The 19,231-nt window shown below is 65.4% G+C and carries 23 protein-coding genes; 6 read left to right on the top strand and 17 right to left on the bottom strand.

What is annotated here, in order from left to right:
* Window positions 1-182: 182 nt before the first annotated feature.
* The 6 genes from rpoN to VF631_RS10840 all read right to left on the bottom strand — a co-directional run bounded on the left by rpoN (window position 183) and on the right by VF631_RS10840 (window position 5,244).
* The gene (gene rpoN / locus VF631_RS10815) at window positions 183-1,700 is read right to left on the bottom strand and encodes an RNA polymerase factor sigma-54 (RefSeq protein WP_431850314.1); all 1,518 of its coding nucleotides are present in this window, start codon (window positions 1,698-1,700) and stop codon (window positions 183-185) included.
* A 2-nt stretch (window positions 1,701-1,702) separates the two neighbouring features.
* Window positions 1,703-2,482: an LPS export ABC transporter ATP-binding protein gene (lptB, locus tag VF631_RS10820; protein WP_431850315.1), complete on the bottom strand. Its 780-nt coding sequence runs from the start codon at window positions 2,480-2,482 to the stop codon at window positions 1,703-1,705.
* A gap of 120 nt (window positions 2,483-2,602) precedes the next feature.
* Window positions 2,603-3,154 carry an LptA/OstA family protein gene (locus VF631_RS10825; protein ID WP_431850316.1) on the bottom strand — a complete coding sequence of 184 codons (552 nt, stop codon included), beginning with the start codon at window positions 3,152-3,154 and terminating at the stop codon, window positions 2,603-2,605.
* A gap of 5 nt (window positions 3,155-3,159) precedes the next feature.
* Window positions 3,160-3,978, bottom strand: coding sequence for an LPS export ABC transporter periplasmic protein LptC (gene lptC / locus VF631_RS10830; protein WP_431850317.1), 819 nt, complete (start codon window positions 3,976-3,978; stop codon window positions 3,160-3,162).
* Entirely contained in the window at window positions 3,971-4,588 is a 618-nt protein-coding gene (locus VF631_RS10835) for a ribonuclease D (protein WP_431850318.1), read from the bottom strand. Before VF631_RS10835 ends, lptC begins: the two co-directional genes overlap by 8 nt.
* Before the next feature lie 32 nt (window positions 4,589-4,620).
* Window positions 4,621-5,244, bottom strand: coding sequence for a cation transporter (locus VF631_RS10840; protein WP_431850319.1), 624 nt, complete (start codon window positions 5,242-5,244; stop codon window positions 4,621-4,623).
* Window positions 5,245-5,552: 308 nt separating this feature from the next.
* On the opposite strand from VF631_RS10840, the gene VF631_RS10845 reads away from it, so the two are divergent.
* The gene (locus VF631_RS10845; protein WP_431850320.1) at window positions 5,553-6,266 is read left to right on the top strand and encodes a L,D-transpeptidase family protein; all 714 of its coding nucleotides are present in this window, start codon (window positions 5,553-5,555) and stop codon (window positions 6,264-6,266) included.
* 85 nt (window positions 6,267-6,351) lie between these two features.
* On the opposite strand, the gene VF631_RS10850 is transcribed toward VF631_RS10845, so the two are convergent.
* From VF631_RS10850 to VF631_RS10875, 6 genes are all read right to left on the bottom strand, one after another.
* On the bottom strand, window positions 6,352-7,737 hold the full coding sequence (locus tag VF631_RS10850; protein ID WP_431850321.1) for an ATP-binding protein: 1,386 nt from the start codon (window positions 7,735-7,737) through the stop codon (window positions 6,352-6,354).
* Between the two features lie 130 nt (window positions 7,738-7,867).
* Window positions 7,868-8,368, bottom strand: coding sequence for a hypothetical protein (locus VF631_RS10855; RefSeq protein WP_431850322.1), 501 nt, complete (start codon window positions 8,366-8,368; stop codon window positions 7,868-7,870).
* Window positions 8,277-8,558: a type II toxin-antitoxin system Phd/YefM family antitoxin gene (locus VF631_RS10860; protein WP_431850323.1), complete on the bottom strand. Its 282-nt coding sequence runs from the start codon at window positions 8,556-8,558 to the stop codon at window positions 8,277-8,279. The genes VF631_RS10855 and VF631_RS10860 overlap by 92 nt, the downstream gene beginning before the upstream one ends.
* Window positions 8,559-8,696: 138 nt before the next feature.
* The gene (locus tag VF631_RS10865; protein ID WP_431850324.1) at window positions 8,697-9,158 is read right to left on the bottom strand and encodes a hypothetical protein; all 462 of its coding nucleotides are present in this window, start codon (window positions 9,156-9,158) and stop codon (window positions 8,697-8,699) included.
* A gap of 115 nt (window positions 9,159-9,273) precedes the next feature.
* Window positions 9,274-9,630, bottom strand: coding sequence for a HepT-like ribonuclease domain-containing protein (locus VF631_RS10870; RefSeq protein WP_431850325.1), 357 nt, complete (start codon window positions 9,628-9,630; stop codon window positions 9,274-9,276).
* On the bottom strand, window positions 9,620-10,192 hold the full coding sequence (locus tag VF631_RS10875) for a type II toxin-antitoxin system ParD family antitoxin (protein WP_431850326.1): 573 nt from the start codon (window positions 10,190-10,192) through the stop codon (window positions 9,620-9,622). The genes VF631_RS10870 and VF631_RS10875 overlap by 11 nt, the downstream gene beginning before the upstream one ends.
* 441 nt (window positions 10,193-10,633) lie before the next feature.
* Between VF631_RS10875 and VF631_RS10880 the strand changes: the two genes are divergently transcribed.
* The 3 genes from VF631_RS10880 to VF631_RS10890 are packed head-to-tail and all read left to right on the top strand — an operon-like array spanning window position 10,634 to window position 13,351.
* Window positions 10,634-11,560, top strand: coding sequence for a CsgG/HfaB family protein (locus tag VF631_RS10880; RefSeq protein WP_431850327.1), 927 nt, complete (start codon window positions 10,634-10,636; stop codon window positions 11,558-11,560).
* The gene (locus tag VF631_RS10885; protein ID WP_431850328.1) at window positions 11,557-12,387 is read left to right on the top strand and encodes a hypothetical protein; all 831 of its coding nucleotides are present in this window, start codon (window positions 11,557-11,559) and stop codon (window positions 12,385-12,387) included. Before VF631_RS10880 ends, VF631_RS10885 begins: the two co-directional genes overlap by 4 nt.
* Before the next feature lie 19 nt (window positions 12,388-12,406).
* On the top strand, window positions 12,407-13,351 hold the full coding sequence (locus VF631_RS10890; protein WP_431850329.1) for a lysozyme inhibitor LprI family protein: 945 nt from the start codon (window positions 12,407-12,409) through the stop codon (window positions 13,349-13,351).
* Window positions 13,352-13,362: 11 nt separating this feature from the next.
* Here VF631_RS10890 and accC read toward each other — a convergent pair whose 3' ends face one another.
* Genes accC through VF631_RS10910 form a run of 4 tightly spaced genes read right to left on the bottom strand, consistent with a single transcriptional unit; the run spans window position 13,363 to window position 16,889 of the window.
* Window positions 13,363-14,709: an acetyl-CoA carboxylase biotin carboxylase subunit gene (gene accC / locus VF631_RS10895; RefSeq protein ID WP_431850330.1), complete on the bottom strand. Its 1,347-nt coding sequence runs from the start codon at window positions 14,707-14,709 to the stop codon at window positions 13,363-13,365.
* Between the two features lie 3 nt (window positions 14,710-14,712).
* Window positions 14,713-15,189 (bottom strand): acetyl-CoA carboxylase biotin carboxyl carrier protein, encoded by a 477-nt coding sequence (gene accB, locus VF631_RS10900; RefSeq protein WP_431850331.1) that lies wholly within the window; start codon window positions 15,187-15,189, stop codon window positions 14,713-14,715.
* Between the two features lie 27 nt (window positions 15,190-15,216).
* Window positions 15,217-15,654: a type II 3-dehydroquinate dehydratase gene (gene aroQ, locus VF631_RS10905; RefSeq protein WP_431850332.1), complete on the bottom strand. Its 438-nt coding sequence runs from the start codon at window positions 15,652-15,654 to the stop codon at window positions 15,217-15,219.
* Window positions 15,655-15,713: 59 nt separating this feature from the next.
* Window positions 15,714-16,889 carry a cell wall hydrolase gene (locus tag VF631_RS10910; protein ID WP_431850333.1) on the bottom strand — a complete coding sequence of 392 codons (1,176 nt, stop codon included), beginning with the start codon at window positions 16,887-16,889 and terminating at the stop codon, window positions 15,714-15,716.
* Between the two features lie 269 nt (window positions 16,890-17,158).
* Between VF631_RS10910 and VF631_RS10915 the strand changes: the two genes are divergently transcribed.
* Window positions 17,159-18,076 (top strand): iron-containing redox enzyme family protein, encoded by a 918-nt coding sequence (locus VF631_RS10915; protein ID WP_431850334.1) that lies wholly within the window; start codon window positions 17,159-17,161, stop codon window positions 18,074-18,076.
* Here the strand turns inward: VF631_RS10915 and VF631_RS10920 are convergent, their stop codons facing one another.
* Window positions 18,077-18,688 carry a flavodoxin family protein gene (locus VF631_RS10920; RefSeq protein WP_431850335.1) on the bottom strand — a complete coding sequence of 204 codons (612 nt, stop codon included), beginning with the start codon at window positions 18,686-18,688 and terminating at the stop codon, window positions 18,077-18,079.
* 75 nt (window positions 18,689-18,763) lie between these two features.
* Here VF631_RS10920 and msrB point away from each other — a divergent pair, with 75 nt between their 5' ends.
* Window positions 18,764-19,225, top strand: a complete 462-nt coding sequence (gene msrB / locus VF631_RS10925; RefSeq protein ID WP_431850336.1) for a peptide-methionine (R)-S-oxide reductase MsrB — start codon at window positions 18,764-18,766, stop codon at window positions 19,223-19,225.
* Window positions 19,226-19,231: the final 6 nt, after the last annotated feature.

Below are 19,231 nucleotides of genomic sequence, written 5' to 3' on the forward strand. Positions count from 1 at the left end.
GAGCTTTTATTCGGGCTCGAAAAGTGGCCAACATCCCCTGAACCGCTCATCCTGAGGAGCCGCTGAGCGAAGTCGAAGCGGCGTCTCGAAGGACGCACAAGCCCGGGTCCTTCGAGACGGGCCTTCGACTTCGCTCAGTCCCTCCTCAGGATGAGCGAGATTCGCTGTAAACTAATCCCGTACTAAGCGGCGCGGCTGCCGATCGCCTTTTGGCGGCGGCGCTGGACGGAGGAGCCGATCCCCATCGCCTCCCGGTATTTCGCGACGGTGCGTCGGGCGATGTCGAAACCTTTGGCGCGAAGCAGCTCGACCAGCTGATCGTCGGACAGGATTGCGCGCGGCGCCTCCGCCGCGATCAGCGCCTTGATGTGGCTCTTCACCGCCTCGGCCGACACGGCATCGCCTCCGTCCGAGCTCTGAATGCCGCTCGTGAAGAAATATTTCAGCTCGAACAGACCGCGGTCGCAGCTCAGATATTTGTTCGAGGTGACCCGGCTTACCGTCGATTCGTGCATCCCGATCGCGTCGGCCACCGCCCGCAGCGTCAGCGGGCGCAGATGCGCGACACCGCTGCGGAAAAAGCCGTCCTGCTGCTTCACGATCTCCGTCGACACCTTGACGATGGTGCGGGCGCGCTGGTCGAGCGCCTTCAGCAGCCAGTTGGCGCTGGCCAGGCATTCGGACAGCCAGGCCTTGCTCTGCTTGTCCTGCGGACCTGTGCTCAGCTCCTGGTAATAGCTGCGGTTGACCAGCAGCCGCGGCAGCGTGGCGCTGTTGAGCTCGATCGCCCAGCCGCCGGCGCGTCGTCCGACAAAGACGTCCGGTACGATTGCGTCCGCGCCGCCGCCCTGCGCGTAGCGGCAGCCCGGCTTGGGGTCGTAGGCGCGCAGCTCGCGGATCATGTCGGCCAGATCCTCGTCGTCAACCTGGCAGATGCGCTTCAGGGCGGGGAGATTGCCGCGCGCGAGATAATCGAGATTGTCGATCAGGCGCGCCATGGCGGGATCGTAGCGGTCCGCATCGCGCGCCTGGATGGCGAGGCATTCGGACAAGGAGCGCGCGCCGACGCCCGCCGGATCGAAGCCCTGGACGATGCCGAGCACCCGCTCGACATCGCCGAGCGGGACGGCGAGGCGGCAGGAAAGCTCCAGCAGCGATCCGGTGAAATATCCGGTCTCGTCGATCCCGTCGATGATCTGGCCCGCAATGATGAGATCGGTGCCCGACAGCACCGATCCGGCCTGCGCCATCAGATGCTCGGCGAGCGAAACTTCGGCGCTTGCATAGCTTTCGTAATCGGGCGCTTCGCCGACCGCGCCGCTCGAAGCAATGCCATCCATTCCGAGGCCGCCGTCGAGACCGCCCATGCTGTCCGCCGCGCTGTCCTGGTGGAAAGTCTCGCTGTTGTAATCGATGTCGAGCGGCGCGTCGGCCTCCGCATCGCCGCTTCGCACCAGCGCGTCGACCGTCACAGGCTCGTCGCTCTCGGCTGTCGCAGGAGCGGCGTCCACGTCCGGAGCTTCGCCCCCGCCTTCGTCCTCGCCGCCGCTCTCGAGCAAGGGGTTCCGCTCGACTTCCTCGGCAATGAACCCCTCGATCTCGAGGTTCGACAACGCGAGCAGCCGGATCGCCTGCTGCAGCTGCGGCGTCATCACCAGCGACTGGGTCTGACGCAGATCGAGGCGGGGGGCGAGGCTCACGGCTACAACGCGAAGCCCTCGCCGAGATAGAGCCGCCGGACGTTCGGATCGGCGACCAGCGCCTCGGGGCTGCCTGCGAACAGCACCTGACCATCGTAGATGATGCAAGCACGATCGACGATATCGAGCGTCTCGCGGACATTGTGATCCGTGATCAGCACACCGATGTCGCGCTGCTTCAGCTCCATCACCAGCCCGCGAATGTCGGAAATGGAGATGGGGTCGATCCCGGCGAACGGTTCGTCGAGCAGCATGATCGAGGGCTCGGCGGCAAGCGCGCGGGCGATCTCGGCGCGGCGGCGTTCGCCGCCCGAAAGGGCCATCGCGGGCGCGTCGCGCAGTCGCTGTATGTTGAACTCATCCAGCAGCTTCTCCAGCCGCTCGCGCCGCACCGCCTTGTTGGGCTCCGCAACCTCGAGCACCGCCATGATATTCTGGCTGACCGTCATGCCGCGGAAGATCGAGGTTTCCTGCGGCAGGTATCCCAGCCCCAGGATGGCGCGGCGATACATGGGCAGGCCCGTGATATCCTGGCCATCGAGGAGGATGCGGCCGCTGTCGGGCTTCACCAGTCCCATGATCGAGTAGAAGCAGGTGGTCTTGCCGGCCCCGTTCGGGCCGAGCAGGCCCACGACCTCGCCCTGGTCGACGTGGAGCGAAACGTCGGTCAGCACCGCCTTGCGGTCGTACGACTTGGCGATCGAGACGACGCTCAGGCCATGCGATCGATCGCCCGCAAGGACGTCCGCGCTCGGCCTTTGGATGGTCGCGTTCTCGTTCATGGCTCCCCGCTACCACGCCCCCTGCCCCAGGCGAAGCACCCTGGCAGACTTGTTGCATGAGATTTGGGCCGGGTCGAGCGCTCGCCGCCCCAAGCCCTTCTTTTCACGCCGAACTGTGGCTCACTGGCTCCGCTGCGGGACGGTGAAGGTTCCGGTCACCCGGCCGCCCGGCGTGGTGGTCGTCCCGGGAGCTGCGCTGCTGGGGCCGCCGCCGTCCATCACCGCGCGGCCTGTTGTGAGATCGAGCACCAGCCGACCACCCCGCACCAGCGATTCCCCTCGGGTCAGCGTCACGCCGCCCAGCATGGTGATCAGCCGGCTGTTGACGTCGTAAATGGCATATTGGCCGCGCGCGGTTTCGGACGGGCTGCGGACGGTCACGCCGCCGGTCGCATCGATGCGCTGCAGCTGAGTGCTTCCCGCGCTCGTATAGGCGAGCGTCACCCGCGGCGCGCTCAGCGTGAGCTCCGCCTGCTTGGCGATCACGTTTCCGGAGAAAACCGCCCGGTCGGCGCGCGTCTGGACCTCGATCCGGTCGGCCGCGACGTCGATCGGCGCATTGGTGTTGTGCCCGCGTAGCGCCGACACCGCGCCCTGCCCGAGCGCGGGCGCGATCAAGGCGAGCCACGCCGCCGCCGCTCCGAAGCCCAATGCTGCCACTCGCTTGATCATCGTGTTTACTTGAGCTTGCCCTGCTCGATATGCAAGCGGGCGCGGCCTTGCAGCACCACCTTGCGGTCATTCATGTCGACCTGCATCCGGTCGGCGGAGAAGGTGCCGAGCGGCATCTGCCCGTTGATCGGGCGGTCGCTCACCATCCGGCGCTGGTCGATATCGACGGCGGCATTGCTGGTGCGCAGCCGGTAACCGTCCGGCGCGACGAACAGGACCGGCTGATCGCTGGCGATGCGCCGGTTGTTGAGATTGACGACTGCCGAACGCGTCTCGACCCTGCGGCCGTCCGGCGCGACCAGGGTGGCGGGCTCGCGCGTCGTCAGGACTTGCGAGCCGACATTCAGCACCGACGCGCCCGCCGCCAGGCGATAACCCTGCGCGTCCTGGAAACGGACCGGCCCGGACATCGCGATCGTTTCCGCCTCCAGGTCGTAACGGGCGGCGGGCGCCGTCACCGTTGCAAGGCCGGTGTCGAGCCGCATCTGCGCCTGGATGTTCTGGATCGTGACGACCGGGTCTCCCCCGCTCATCTGCGCCGCATTCTCGGCGCTCAGCAGGAACGGCCGGCCGCGATCGTCCTGCCCGCGATAACGCGCCTGCGTGACCCGCAGCCGCTCCCTGGTCAGCTCGACCTTGTTCTTGTCGAGCAGGAAGCTGATCTCCCGGCCACGGTTGAGCGGCGCCAGCGCGAGGAACGCCATCAGCACGCCGATCGCCGCCGGCAGCGCGATCTTGAGGATGCGCACCAGGCCGTCATGCACGCCGCCGGGCGCGGCCCAGCCCTGCTTGCGCACGCGTTCCCGGATCGCCGCTTCAGACATGGGCGAAGATGTCGTCCTCGGCCCAGCCGGCCAGATCGAGCGCGGCGCGGTGCGGCAGGAAATCGAAGCAGGCCTGGGCGATCGCCGTCCGCCCTTCCCGCGCCAGCCGCTCGTCCAGCTTCTCCTTGAGCTGGTGCAGGTAGCGCACGTCCGACGCCGCATAATCCTTTTGCGCGTCGCTGAGCTCCGGCGCGCCCCAGTCGGACGTCTGCTGCTGCTTCGAGATCTCCGTGTGGAGCAACTCCTTGACCAGCTCCTTCAGGCCATGCCGGTCGGTATAGGTGCGGATCAGCCGCGACGCGGTCTTGGTGCAATAAACCGGCGCCGCCACTACGCCGAGATAACGCTGGATCGACGCGATGTCGAAACGCGCAAAATGGTACAGTTTCAGCCGCCCCGGATCGGTGAGCACCGCCTTCAGATTCGGCGCGGCATAGTCGCTCCCCGGCCCGAACCGCACCAGATGCTCGTCGCCCTGCCCGTCCGCGATCTGGACGACGCACAGCCGGTCGCGCCCCAGCCTCAGCCCCATCGTCTCGGTATCGACCGCAACCGCGCCGGGGCCAAGCGCGCCCTCCGGCAGATCTTCTTCATGAAAGTGAACAGCCATGAATACCCGCATAGGACGCGGAGCGCCGCGCCTCAACCGGCGCGATGCTCCTCGCGCGCCGCTTCCCACACCTCCTTGGCCGCGCCGATATTGACCAGCACGATGGCGAGCCCGACGAGGAGGTCCGGCCAGGCCGATCGCCACAGGAAGGCGGTCACCAGCCCGGCCGAGATGATCGCCAGGTTCGCGAACGCATCGTTGCGCGCCGACAGGAACGCCGCCCGCGTCAGGCTCCCGCTCTCCTCGCGAAACCGCACCAGCAGGTAGGCACAGGTCAGGTTCACCGCCAGCGCCCCCAGCCCCGCCAGCGTCAGCGGCACCGGATCGGGCGCCACCGGCAAATTGAACTTGGCCCAGGCCGTCCACAAGGTCGCGACGCTCGGCAGCAGCAAGATGCCCGCCAGCGCCATCCCCACCCGCGCCCGCGCCCGCACGCTCCAGCCGAGCGCCAGCAGGATCAGCAGCGACACCGACGCATCCTCCAGGAAGTCCACCGAATCGGCGAACAAGGCCACCGATCCGATCGCCAGCGCCACCGTGAACTCGACCCCGAAATAGCCGAGGTTCAGCGCCGCCACCCACCCCATCGCCCGCCGCAGCCCGGGCGTCGCCGCCGCCTCGGCGGGCGCGTGATGATGATGGTGATGGTGCGCCATTTGGGTGTTCCTCGCGCCTGATAAAGCAGCCGAAAAGCCCGCCCGCAAGCCGCTCCGCAAGAGCCCTCTCCCCAGCGGGGAGAGGGTTGGGTGAGGGGGAGCGAGCGTCCAGCGAGCGCCAGACCGCCTGATAAATTTCGAACTCAGAACCCCCTCACCCCAACCCTCTCCCCGCCGGGGAGAGGGAGCCGCGCCCGTCACACCCCCGCCCCACGCCGTCCCGCCGCGGGACGCGCCGGACAAGGGCATAGCCACTTAGCCCCTTCACGCGTTAACAGCTTCTACACCAAGTTCCTGGAGGCGCACCGATGGCGGCGATGTTCGCAAATCCCTGGCTCATCAAGGGCTTGTCCACCCTGGCGGTGCTCGGCGCCGCCTTCATCTTCTCCGACGAGCTCACGCTCGAGCAACCCCCCGCCCCCGCCCCGGCCCCGGCCACCGCTGTCGCCAGCGCCGCCCCCGCCCCCCTCCAGCCGCAACCCGCCCCGCTCCAGCCCACCTCCCCCACCGGCCCGACCGTCGCCCCCACCCTCGCCTCGTCGACCGGCGGCTTCGCCGTCCGCGGCGTGCTCGCGCCGGACCGGCCGATGGGCGCGGGCGACTATGCCTGGGAGGATGCGGGCGTGCCGCAGGGCGAGCTCACGATCGTCGTCGATCTCGCCTGGCAGCGCCTCTACGCCTACCGCGCCGGCGTCGAGATCGGCCGCGCCGCGATCCTCTACGGCGCCGATGACAAGCCGACCCCGACCGGCGCCTTCAAGATCCTCCAGAAGAAGAAGGATCACATCTCCAACCTGTACGGCGCGCCGATGCCCTTCATGCTGCGCCTCACCAACGACGGCATCGCCATCCACGGCAGCGAAGTCGAGGACGGCTACGCCACCCACGGCTGCATCGGCGTCCCCGACGAATTTGCGCAATTGTTGTTCAAGGAAGCCAAGATCGGCAGCAAGGTGCTGATCACCAAGGAGTGGATGCGGCAGACCTACCAGGCATTGGACGCGCCGAGCAATGAGGTGTGATGGTAGCCAACGTATTACCCGCTCGTAGCCTTCGGGCATGCATGAAAGGGCAGTTCCCGAACAACGGGTTTGACCGCAGGTTTAGCTATTTACGTCGCCAGGTCGCCTTGTTCCCCCTTAGATCGGGGTCAAGATAGATAACGTTTTGATCCCGAAGTCGGTACAGAACCTCTTTCATCTGATTTTCGCTCTTTATGCCGGTAAGCTCCCTTGCTTGTCGGTTAGTGATCGTATCATTCGTAAGCATGAATTCGATCACAGCCTCTTCTGGCGAGGCGAGTGGGGCATGAGCGATGGTCACTTTGAGGTAGTTGTTAAGCGCCTCGATAGAAGGCGGTCGCAGTCTTCGGTCCTGCATCTTCTGATAGGCGGTATTGAGCCCCTCACCAAGATCCTGGTTGGGCGGATTGGGATATCGCCTCAGAGTACGCACGATTTTAGGATTTCGACTGTAGCGAACGTCAAGAATATTCTTCAGGTTAACAAATGCCGGCAAAGAGCCGGGACTGATTACCTCAATCCGATTCTGAAAGATCACGATCTGAACGTCGTCGGCTATCGAATAGTCACGATGGATTATTGCATTTGTCACGATCTCCCAAATCGCCTCGGGGGGATAATCGACCTTCTTTATCCCCTCCGGAGTTAAAATACTTATCCCCGTCAGAATTTCGGTCACTCTCTTAACGACAGCGTGGATTTGTCTGTAGAGTGATCCACCGACGGTCTCGTTTAGTTTGAGGTGCTCACGCTCAGGCTTATCACTACGAGTGTCGTAGAATACTACTCGGCACTCGCACCGAGTGGTAATCATACCTTGAGGAGATGGGTTTAGAAGAAGAGCTCCGGCTACTAAGGGTGTCCAGTCGTTCCGGTCTACCAAGCCCTCGTTCAGGGCGAACGCCAAGCTATCAGGCCCCTCTGGGATTGCCTGTGTCAGGTAAATGGCTTCTGCTGTCTCGACCACGTCCTCGGGGACTCTGCCCTCTAGTTTAACGTTCTCGAAGCTGACCGCTCCCTTGGCGAAAGCTATTCTGTTAATCTCATTCGGATCTCTTACCGGCACACTGGAGGCGCCGAGTCGCTTGTAAACAGTCCCGTCTGCGGTGGCGTATACATGCTGGCCCTTATCGACGAAGACGCGAAGAAGGTATCCAGCCTCGCCCTCTACTCGGACAAAGCTGTACCGAAAAGTCAGCGCGGGATTGATCTGGAAAATGGCCTGCAGCACGGCGTTGGCCGCTTCAGGATCCACAAACGGATCCATTCTTTTTTGTGGATCAGGTTCGTCCGCGTCGTCCTTTATACCGAATGCGACTTCCCCACCCTCGGTATTGCCGAACGCGACAACTATCTTCTGTGCCGTCCGGCCGTTGGCGTCTTTCGATTTCCGATCGAAAAATTGATCTTCTGGTCGCGAGCAGAGAGCTAATGCCTGCTCGCGAGAGATTGTCGAAATTGGCTCGGTCACCGACTGTCTCCCAGAAGCTTGAGGCATCGGCCGTCTAACACACAACCGAAGGCTGCTACATTCAGGCCTGTCTGGCGATCTGCGGCGGCGACTTACCACGCCCGAAGATTCCGGAGACAAGATTCTGAACTCACCCGCTCCGCTTCGTCACCCTCATCCGCCCCGCTGCCACATGCGCCCGCATGGCGCCGCGCACCCGCTCCAGCAGTTTGCCCGGTATCTTGCCGTAAAAAGGCGAGCGGTGCTCGCGCGCAGGGATAGGCCGGATGTCGGGACCGGGCCAGTTGAAGCGGTTGAGCTCCCCCGTCACGATCCAACAGCGCCGGTCCTCGAGCCCCAGATGCGTTTTCACGGCGACCGGCATCTCAACCGCGTCGTCTTTGGGGCGCGGCGGCTGCGTGGTGACGGGTGCGACGATCACTTCGGTCAGCCCGCCGCGCGCCGTCACGGCAAGCACGACCACTACCGGCCGGTCCTTGGCCGCTTCCTCGCGCCCGGCCTCCGCTTCCCGCGCCCACAGATAGGCGTAGGAGAGAACGTCAGTCGGCTGCGGGATCGTCCATGAGGTGGTCGAGCCGCCGGGCTTCGTCGGGGATTTCGGCGTTGAGGATGGCGTCGAGCGTTTCATCATCAAGGTCTTTCGTCAGAATGACCTGGCGATCGCGGCGTAGGAGGCGCTCATATTCCTTCAGCGAGATCATCACGACGCGTGTGGTGCCGTGACGCTGGATACCCACCGGATGCAGCATCGCCTCATCCGTATAGTAGCCGAACTTGTTCGCCACCTCCCGCGCCGGGACCGACAAGAGTGGTTCCGTCACGACAAACCTCCACCTTCTGCTAAATAGCGTCAATAGCTACTTTCGGTATAAAACATACCGATGCCAGCAGCAACGCTTTTGAACTGCTGGTTCAAAAGGCCGGCTCAGCGATTTAGGCTAAGTGTCACTTCGGGCCGCTCAGCCCCTCGCCTCCCTCACCAACCGTTTCCGCTCCGCATCGCTGCTCGCCCGGTACCAGCGCTCCTTGTCCACGCCGATCGGCACAGGCGGGCCCGGGGGCGGCGGGGGTTCGTGGTCGGCGGGGCAGGTGCCGGCGAGCCAGGACGGCATCGCCCCCTTGGTGGCGAGCAGCAGGAATGGTTCGTGCCGCCCCGCCGCCGCGACGAAAAGCCCGCGCGCCCGGCACTTGCTCGCCTTGCAGCGCGCCCGCCGGTCGATCAGGCTCCACTCGGCGCCGCGCAGCACCGCCAGCGCGGTGAGGTCGACGTCGAACAGGCGCCGGCAGCCCCCGCAGGCAAACCGCACCGCCGCCCCGCCCGCCAGCATCCCCCCGATCGATCGCGCCCAATGCGGCCAGATGCGCGGCATGGTCGGCCGCCCATCGCCCAGCTTCCCCGTCCCCCATCGCCGATCCGCCATCGCCCCTCTCTGGAACAGAGCAAGAACGACTGCAACTTGGATGTAGGGAGGATCACTCCGCCTCGCCACGTGATCTTCACCCACGAGACGCCACCCCATTTCCGATCACGTCGCGCTATTCAGCGTTTCCGGTCCCCTCCAGCGCCGCCCCGCACGCCTCCCGGAGCGCTGGAACGCTGGTCGTGGCGGTATCCCAGATCGTGTGGAGGTCGATCAGCTCATAGGCATGCCGCAAGCGGTTGCCGAGGCCGCGCACCTGCCGCATCGGCAGATCGGGCGCGATCTGCGTCATCCGCTCCGGCCCCATCCGGATCGCCGCTTCCGTCAGCCGCATCAGGCAGCGCTCCACCGCGTCGATCCGCATCGGGTCCGCTTCGAAGGCGGGCAGATCCAACCCTTGCACATAGAGGCCGATGCGCTCGGCATTATCGATGATGTCGAGCAGCAGCAGAGCCTCGCTTCTAGAAGACATTCACCCGGTCCCGGTCGATCTCCGCCTGCATCCTCGGCTTGCGGGCCGGCTCCGTCAGCAGGTCCACCTTGACGCCGAGCAGCGCCTCGAGCCGCTCAGCGATGGCGCCATAATGGAAAAGGTCGATCTTCCGGCTTCTGTCCAGCTCCGCCGCCAGGTCTACGTCCGAGCCGGCCCTGGCCTCCCCGCGCGCCACGGACCCGAACAGCGACAGACGCTCGACGCCCATGTCCTTCAGCTCCGCCTCGTGCGCGCGAAGCCGTTCCACGACTTGCTCGCGGGTCACCGGCGAAACCGGCTGCTCTTGCACGAAGCGCGTCTTGGCTGCGCGATCCCGAACGTCCTTGAAGACAATGTCGGCCGCAATGCCGGGTCCGCTCTCGCGCCCGCGCTCCATCTCGGCCCGGAGCGCGTCCAGCCGCGCGTTGCGCTCGGCTTCGCGCTCCTCCATCAGCCGCAACCCATCGCGCACGACCTCGCTCGCCGAAGCATAGCGCCCGCTCCGGACCTGCCCCTGCACGAACGTCTCGAAATGCTTCCCAAGCGAGTAACTGGCCGGCATCGGGCACCTCCGTTTATCAATTTATGATAACTTGAGGTGCAGGGCAAGCCGTCCTGCCTTTTCGGCGCCGCACACAGCCACCCGCCCGGCAGCATGACCCCTCTGGAAAGGATCCCCGAGCTGCAAGGCCAAAGCGGCGGCTGACGAGCCATGCCCATATGCGTGCCGTTTCGGAGAGAGTTCAGACCAAACCGGATTCTTCTTCCCGCCAATCCGCCCATGAAAGGCCAAGGCACGCAATTGCGACTCTGAAAATGCGGGTATAGTCTAAGCCACTGTTCCTGACCGCGTTGTGCCCGTCGGCACTTGGCCCGGCAAACAAGTCGATCGTTCGACTTGGCGCGTTATCAATCAATATCAGCCGCTTTCTTCGGCAGCCGATCACGCGCGTCTTGCGCGGTCCCGGTTGCTTGACTGCGCTGAACAGGGGGGACTTTCGACATGCGTCTATTCGCGCCCTTTGCGGCTCTGCTCGCCATCTGCCTGCCCGGTGTCGCGCAGGCTCAGACCAAGAAGCCGATCGTCGCGGTCATCAAGATCGACGATCTGGCCGGGACTGGCCAGGCCGACACGCTCTCCACCATGATCGAGACCGCCGTCGCCGGCACCAACAAGTTCCGGCTGATCGAGCGTGAGCGGCTGGGCAAACTGGTCGGCGAGCAGACGCGCGCCAAGGGCGGCATGGTCACCACCCGCACGCCGGGCAAGGTCGGCGGCTTCGAAGGCGTCGATTTCCTGATCTACGGCACCATCACCTCGATTTCCGCACAGCAGAAGCACGATTTCGGGGGCACGTTGCTGATGGGGCTGATGAGCGGCCGCGACAAGCAGGGACCGAGCTGCTCCAACATGGTCGCGACGCTGAGCCTCGACGTGAAGATCACCGACGCGGATTCGGGCGAGATCCGCTACATCACGCGGCTGAACGAGACCCAGAAGTCGATCTCGAGCTGCGGCGGCCCGGGACAGATCGACGCCACGCTGCTGATGCGTTCGGCGGCCGACAAGGTGGCGAGCGGGCTCGTCACCGCCATCTACCCGATCCAGATCGCCGCAGTTCAGGGCGATGGCAGCCTCATTCTCAACTATGGCGAAGGCTCGCTCGCGCCCGGCGCGGTGATGGCGGTCTATACCAAGGGCGACATCATCCGCGATCCTTCGAGCGGTGAGGTAATCGGCAACAACGAGACCAAGCTCGGCCTGATCCGGGTTTCCGAGGTGCAGCCGCGCATGTCCAAGGCGGTGGCGCTCAGCGCCTTCACCAACGCGCCGCCTGTCGGGGCGATCGTCCGCGCGGTGAGCCTCGAGGAGGGCAAGGCCGCGGGCAAGGCCGCCGAGAAGGCCAGCAAGAAGGCCAACAAACGGTGAGATCGCGCCTGCTGCTCGCCGCGCTGATGCTGCCGGCGAGCCTCACGGGGACGCAGGCGGCGGCTCAGGGCCGGCCGGCGGTCAAGGTTGCGGAGATCGAAAGCGATCGCGACTGTTCCGTCTTCGCGGCCTTCTGGGGCGCCTGGCTCGTCATCGAATGCCGCAACAACTTCCCCCAGCTGCGCGACCGCATCCAGTCCGCCATCGCCCAATCGGGCAAGCTCGGCCTGTCCGCCCGCAGCGGCGGCCGCGACCTGCCCGCGCCGGCCTACGTGCTGAGCGGCCGCGTCAGCGCGCTGGAGACGACGAGCTCGCGTGCGACAGCTGTCGACTATTGTGTCGCAGGCACCAACGCCGCCGCCAGCCTGGACGTGCGCGTCCGCGACGCCCGCAGCGGCGCGATCGTCTATGGCGGAACCGTCACCCGGACGGCGTCGCTCGCCCACCATGTCGTCGCCGGCGAAGGCGGCTGCTCCGCCGGCCCGGCCGGCCGCGCCAGCTACGCCTCGCTCCAGAACGATCTCGCGCTTTCTGCGGCAAGGGCCGTCAGTTTCCATGTCGTGCCGCTGCGCGTCACTCAGGTGTCGGGCAAGCGCATCAACCTCAACTATGGCGCGCCGCTGCTCGCGATGGGCGCGATCGTCCAGGTGCCGGACATCAGCGGCGCCCCGGTTCGATACCGGGTGAGCGGCGCGATGGCGGACTCGGCCGTGGCGGACGCAATGGGCGACGTCGGCGACATCCGGCCCGGCACGCGCGCGCTCTACATCGAGAGCGAGGATCCGGCCGCGAACGGCCGCCGGTTCGAGAAGGTCGACTTGCCTTGAGACGGGATGGGGGCGTTCCATGTTGAAGAGATCGTTCGGATTATGTCTGCTCCTGCTTGCCACGGCATGCGGGAAGCAAACCGTCGCCTGCAACGCCGAGGATGCTCAGGCTCCCGTCCTCGCCATCGCGCGCGAGCAGGTCGAAAAGGCTGCCACCACGCAGGTTCGCGGTGAGAGCGGCGACCGCCCGGTCTCGCTATCCAAGGTCCGAGCGGCGGTCGGCCAGCTCGGCTTCTCGATGGCCGACATCCGCACCTCCAAGGAGGACCCGAACAGCACGAAGCGCTTCTGCGTCGGCACCTTGAAAATCCGTTTCCCTGCCAATGCGCTCGAAGACGCGGACCAGGCGCGAGAGTCGGCCGGCCTGAGCCTCGTCTCCGACCTTGCCGATGATGGCGGCATCGATCGCAATGCCGACGTGTTCGACGCCGAGATCGAATTCAACGTCCAGCCCACCGACCAGGGCGACAAGGTCTTCGCCGAGACGGAAAGCGGCCAGAACCTGTTCCGCTTCGCCGGCGAGGTGCTCGCGTCCAGCCTGCTCAAGGCATCGATCGCGGAGGCCCAGCGCGAGACGCGGCTCGCCCAGCAGCAAGCGGCGGCGAGCGAGGCCGCCGCACAGCAGGAGAGCCAATCGGCGACGCTGGACCTCACCAAGAACGAGAACCAACTCGCTACGCAGCAGATCAACGCTCTTTGGGGCTCGATCCCGAACCGCACCCGCGCTCAGCTTCAGCCGCTGCAGCGGGCGTGGGTGCGCAAGAAGGAAGCGGATTGCCGGCTGGAGGCGGCCGGCGCCTCACTCGACCCTGACGAGGTCGAAACGGCACGGCTCGGCTGCGAGACGCGTTTCACCCAGGAGCGGGCGCGCTGGCTTGAGCCCTACCGCAATTACGAGCCGCCTTCGGAGCCGGAGAGCTCGAACAGCGGCGGCGAGGAGACGGAGACGGTGGACGATATTTGACCGACGGACGCCTACTCCGGTCGCGCCAACCATTCTTCCAGCCACTTGATCGTGTACTCGCCGGCGCGGAACTCGGGGTCGTCGATCAGCTTCTGGTGGAGCGGGATCGTGGTCTTCATCCCCTCGATCACATATTCCTCAAGCGCGCGCTTCAGGCGCATGATGCAGCGTTCGCGGCTGCTCCCGTAGACGATCAGCTTGGCGATCATGCTGTCGTAGTAAGGCGGGACGCGGTAGCCGCCGTACAGGCCGCTATCGACGCGGACGTGCATGCCGCCGGGCGCGAGATAGGCCTTCACCGTGCCGGGCGAGGGCGCGAAGGTCTTGGGGTCCTCGGCGTTGATCCGGCATTCAATCGCGTGGCCGCGAAACCGAATCTGATCCTGCTTGCAGGATAGGCTTTCGCCGGCGGCGATGCGGATCTGCTCGCGAACCAGGTCGATGCCCGTGATCATCTCGGTCACCGGATGCTCGACCTGGAGCCGCGTGTTCATCTCGATGAAGAAGAACTCGCCATTCTCGTATAGGAACTCGATCGTGCCCGCGCCGCGATAGCCCATATCCGCCATCGCCTTGGCAACGATGCCGCCCATCCGGTCGCGCTCGTCGCCGCGGATCACCGGTGAAGGCGCTTCCTCCAGCACCTTCTGGTGGCGCCGCTGGAGCGAACAGTCCCGCTCCCCGAGGTGAATCGCATTGCCCTTGCCGTCGCCGAACACCTGGAACTCGATGTGGCGCGGATTGCCGAGATATTTCTCCATGTACACGGTGTCGTCGCCGAACGCGTTCTTCGCCTCCGACCGCGCCTGGCTCATCTGCGCTTCGAGCTCGTCCTCGGAATGCACCACCTTCATGCCGCGCCCGCCGCCGCCCGAGGCCGCTTTGATCAGCACCGGATAGCCCGTCTCCGCCGCGACCTTGCGGCCCTCTTCCGGTCCCTCCACCGGCCCGTCCGAACCGGGAACTAAAGGAAGGCCCAGCGCAGCTGCGGTGCGCTTGGCCTCGACCTTGTCGCCCATCACCCGGATATGCTCGGGCTTGGGGCCGATCCAGACGATATCGTGGCTCTCGACGATCTCGGCGAAGCGCGCGTTCTCGCTCAGGAAGCCGTAGCCCGGGTGGATCGCGTCGGCATGCGCGATCTCGGCCGCGGAGATGATGTTGGGGATGTTGAGATAGGATTCCGAGGCTGCCGGCGGGCCGATGCAGATCGCCTCGTCGGCCAGCCGAACGTGCATCGCGTCGGCGTCCGCGGTCGAGTGCACGGCGACTGTCTTGATGCCCATTTCGTGGCAGGCGCGGTGAATACGAAGCGCGATCTCGCCGCGATTGGCGATCAGGACCTTCTCGATGGCCATGTCTTACTCGACGACCAGCAGCGGCTGGTCATATTCGACCGGCTGGCCGTTGCTGACGAAGATCTGGCGGACGATGCCGGAGCGGGGGGCGGCGATCGGGTTCATCACCTTCATTGCCTCGATGATCACCAGCGTATCCCCCTCGCTTACCCTATCGCCGGGCGTGGCGAACGGCTTTGCGCCCGGCTCGCCCGAGAGATAAACGGTGCCGACCATCGGCGACCGGACGGTGCCGGGATTGTCCTGGGCGGGAAGTTCCGGCGCGGGGGCGCTCGGCTGGGCCGTTGGGGCCGGCGCAGGAGCGGGCCCGGCATAGACAGCCGGTCCGGGCGATCCCGAAAGCTTGCGCTTGACCACGATCCGGCGCGCGCCGTCCTGGACCTCAATCTCGCTGAGATCGCTTTCGTTGAGGAGGCTGGCCAGCTGGCGAACCAGATCGGTATCGACCTGGAGCGCCCCTTCGCTTCTGGTGTCCGTCATAGTCTCTTCCCTGTTCGCGCCGCCCTGTCAGAGACGAGCGGCCGCGTCCAGAGCCAGCAGATAGCCGAGCTTCCCGAAGCCCGTGATCGTGCCGCGCGCCACCGGCGCGACGTAGCTGCGGTGCCGAAAAGGCTCCCGAGCCTGGGGGTTGGAGAGGTGGACCTCGATCACCGGCGTCACGATGGCCTTGACTGCGTCGTGCAGCGCCACCGAGCTGTGGGTGAAACCGCCGGCGTTGAGGATAACGGCGCGCGCTTGCGTCGCCTGTGCCTCGTGCAGCCAGTCGATCAGATGACCTTCGTGGTTCGATTGCCGCACGTCGACGGCAAGGCCAAGCTCGCGCGCCCGATCCTCCAGCGCGCCGGCGATGTCGTCCAGCGTGTCAGGGCCATAGACCTCAGGCTCACGCGCCCCAAGCAGATTTAGGTTGGGTCCGTTCAGGACAAAGACCAGTGGGGCGGCCATAGCGCTTCTTTCGAAAAGCAGAGGCTCCTATGGCGCTTCAGCCCGGCGTGCAATCAGCCTCAAAGGCCCGGCGTCGATCCCGCCTTCGGCTCCGCCTTGCGGACACCCTCCAGCACGACCGGCGCCGCCGGCTTCGCTTCCGCGGTCTTGGCCGCAGCCGCCGGCGCTTTCTCGACCTTCTGGCCGAGCGGCGTCTGTTTGGAGCCGTCGCCCTGCCCGCTCAGCGCCCAGCGGTTGCTGATCGTGTCCTCCGTCTTGGCGGCCTGCGCGGTCAGCATGCTCGTGACCTGCGACTGCTGCATCGGCTCGTAGCGGCGCAGCACAGCGCGCTGGAAGCTGTCGATGCTGCTTGGCGGCAGCGGCTTGCCGTCCGGTCCTTTCTCGGCGAGCCCGGCCTGCTCGGCAGTCAACTTGGCCAACTCGGCCGCGACATCGGCAGGCACCGTCGCGGCCATCTGGATCGCGGTCCGGCGGCCCAGGCCGGTCACGTCCGGCTCGGCTCCCGCATGGCGGTCCGCGAATGCAGCGCCGCGGCCCCAGCTTCCGGTCCAGCGATAGAAGATGTGGGTGCCGATCACCGCCGCCTTGACCAGGCTGGAGCTCCAATAAGGAACGACATAATTGGTGTGGTAATGCGTTGCCCAGCCAACCGGCGCGAACACCTTGCCGGCGAGCATCTCCGACGCAATCGCGCGCGCCCGGTTCCAGTAGGCAGGCATCGGCGCACGCGCGAGCGAGCCGTCGCACGTGTACGAAAACTGGCAACCCGTGGTGCGCTGCGAACCTTGAAAGACCACGCCGCACACGGTGTTCGGGTAAGCCGGATGCCGGACGCGGTTGAGCACCACCTGCGCGACAGCGCGTTTGCCGTCATCGGACTCCGTAGCAGCTTCGTAGTAGATGGCCGACGTCAAGCAATCGAGCGCGCGGTTCGTATCGATCCCGTTCTTGGCAGCAAGCTGGAAGGCAGTGGCCGGCGGATTGGGTCCGATCGCCACCGGAACGGCCGCATTGATTGCAACCGCATCTTGCGGCGCCACGTCCGGGCGAAACTGGAGCGGCTCAGGCGCCGGCGGCAACTGGGCGCGAAGCTCGGCAGCCATGCCTGGGGTCACGCGCGCATTGGCGGAGCCTTCCATGCCGGTCAGCAACGTCATGCCGGCCAGCGCGTTGAGCGCAAGGAAGGTCAGGAGGACCAGCGACGCCAGCGCCTGCTTGAGTGACAGATTCGGCATGCGAAAGGCAGGCATTCGCAAATTTGCAATCAGCATTCAGGACTCCGGTGATCGGACACACCCATATCAGGGCGCGTTCGCTGGAGACAACCAAAGCTCGACTTTGCGGTTGTCCAGAAAGGTCGGGTTGAACGGATAAGCCACTGCCCTGGAGATCTTATAGCACAGAAACCTGTCGCTAGGCAAAACGAGCGGCCCCGCTCCGCCCCAGGAACCGGTCATCCCGCCAGCGGTTTAGCCTGCATCCCAATGTTACGGACGTGATCTGAATGGCGACCCAGGCCTCCATCTCCCTTGCCCAAACGGGCGCGGTCCAGTTCCTGACCGATCCGTTTCAGCGTGCCCTCGCGCACTGGAACCACGAGCGACTCTCGCCTTGTTTTCCGGATGCGGACTGGCAAAAGAGGCTGGACCGGGACACGCGCATGCTGCGGCTGGAAGGCGCGTTCATTGAGGAGCTGCGCGCCGAAGTCGCCAACGAGGCCGCCGCTGCACCGACCGACGTGGAGGGCTTCATTGCCTGGTTCGAGGCACTTCAGGAATCCGGTCCCGGTCAGGGCGATCCGCTCTTTCCCTGGATCGAGCAGGAAGCCACCTTCGATCAACTGCGCTGGTTCATGGGCCAGGAAGCGGCCGGGGAAGCGGGTTTCGACGACCTCGTCGCGATGACTCAGGTCAAGATGCCCGCGCTCCCCAAGCTCGAGCTCGCCCGCAATTATTGGGACGAGATGGGCCGCGGCAACCTAAAGGGGATGCACGGCCCGATGCTGCAGGTGCTGATCGAAACGATGAAGATCGAGGCCGAGATCGACAGCACGGTGTGGGAGAGCCTCGCGCTCGCTAACGCGATGACCGCGATGGCGTCGACGCGGCGATATGCCTGGCATTCAGTGGGCGCTTTGGGCGTGATCGAACTGACCGCGCCGGGCCGCTCGGCAGCAACCGCCGCCGGCCTGCGCCGGCTCGGCTTCTCGGAGCGCGAGCGGCGTTATTTCAGCCTGCATGCAGTGCTCGACGTCAAGCATAGCGAGGACTGGAACCGCGAGGCGCTACGCCCCCTCGTCTCCGAGGATCCGCGTCGCACCACCGCGATCGCGGAAGGCGCGCTCATCCGTCTCAAGGCCGGCGCACGCTGCTTCGAGCGTTACCGTCAGGAGCTCTGGAACGGAAGCGCAGCCGCGGACTGATCAGCCGGAAGTCTCCTGCTGAGGTAAAGGCGACGCTTTTAGCGCCCTCGCGACCGCGGCCATATTTCGTGCTGCGTTGCGGGCGAGACGGTCCGAATAGTCGTGCGCCTGATCGGTTTCCAGATAGTCCGGACCGGGTCCCGGGCCGAGATGCCAGTAGGTCCAGCAATTGGCGGGCATGGTGAACCCAATGTCGATCAACGGCTGGCTGACACAGGCGACGATGTGATGGGCGCCGTCCTCGTTGCCGGTGATGACGATCCCGCCGACCTTGTCGAACGCGATCGGCCGGCCGTCTTCCGCGGTTTCGCTGAGCATAGCGTCCATCCGCTCCAGAGCACGCTGGCAGATGCTGCTATGTTGGCCGAGCCACGTCGGCGTCCCCATCACCAGGATGTCGGCGGCGACGATCTTTCCGCGGATGAACGGCCAATCATCGCCCTCGCCTTCGTCCGAGCTGACGCCCGGCTTCACGTTGTAATCGGCCAGCCGAACGATCTCGCTCGTGATGCCCTCCTCTTCGAACTGGCGGACGAGCACTTGCGCCAGCGCCTCGGTTTTGGACGGCGCGAGCGAGGCTTTGAGCGTGCAGCTCAGGAAAAGGGCCTTCATGCGAGCTCCTCGGGCATAGCCGGAAGGACCTAGCGTCCTTATCTCTCAGGTGGCCAGCAGAAAGGATCATCCGCAATGAGCGACACCCAGGCACGGGAAACATCGGCATCGGGCTACGACATCGCCCCGCTCGCACCGGAGGAGCGGGACCGGCTTGCCGGCCAGCTCAGCGCCGAGGAGCGCGACGTGCTGCTCAACCATGGCACCGAGCGGCCCTTTTGCGGCACCTTGCTGAACAACAAGCAATCGGGAGTCTATGCCTGCCGCCTGTGCGGGCTGCCGCTGTTTCGATCGGAAGAGAAGTTCGAATCGGGCACCGGCTGGCCCAGCTTCACGCGCGGCTACGATCCGGAGCACATCCGCGAGATCAGCGATCGCAAATACGGGATGGTGCGAACCGAGATACGCTGCGCACGCTGCGACAGTCATCTCGGCCACGTCTTCCCGGACGGCCCGGCGCCGACCTTCCAGCGCTACTGCCTGAACTCGGTCGCGATGGAGTTTTTCGCGAGCGAAGCGGACATTCCACGGCACTGAGCGCGA

The organism is Allosphingosinicella sp. (genome assembly GCF_036387615.1).
GTDB lineage: Bacteria > Pseudomonadota > Alphaproteobacteria > Sphingomonadales > Sphingomonadaceae > Allosphingosinicella.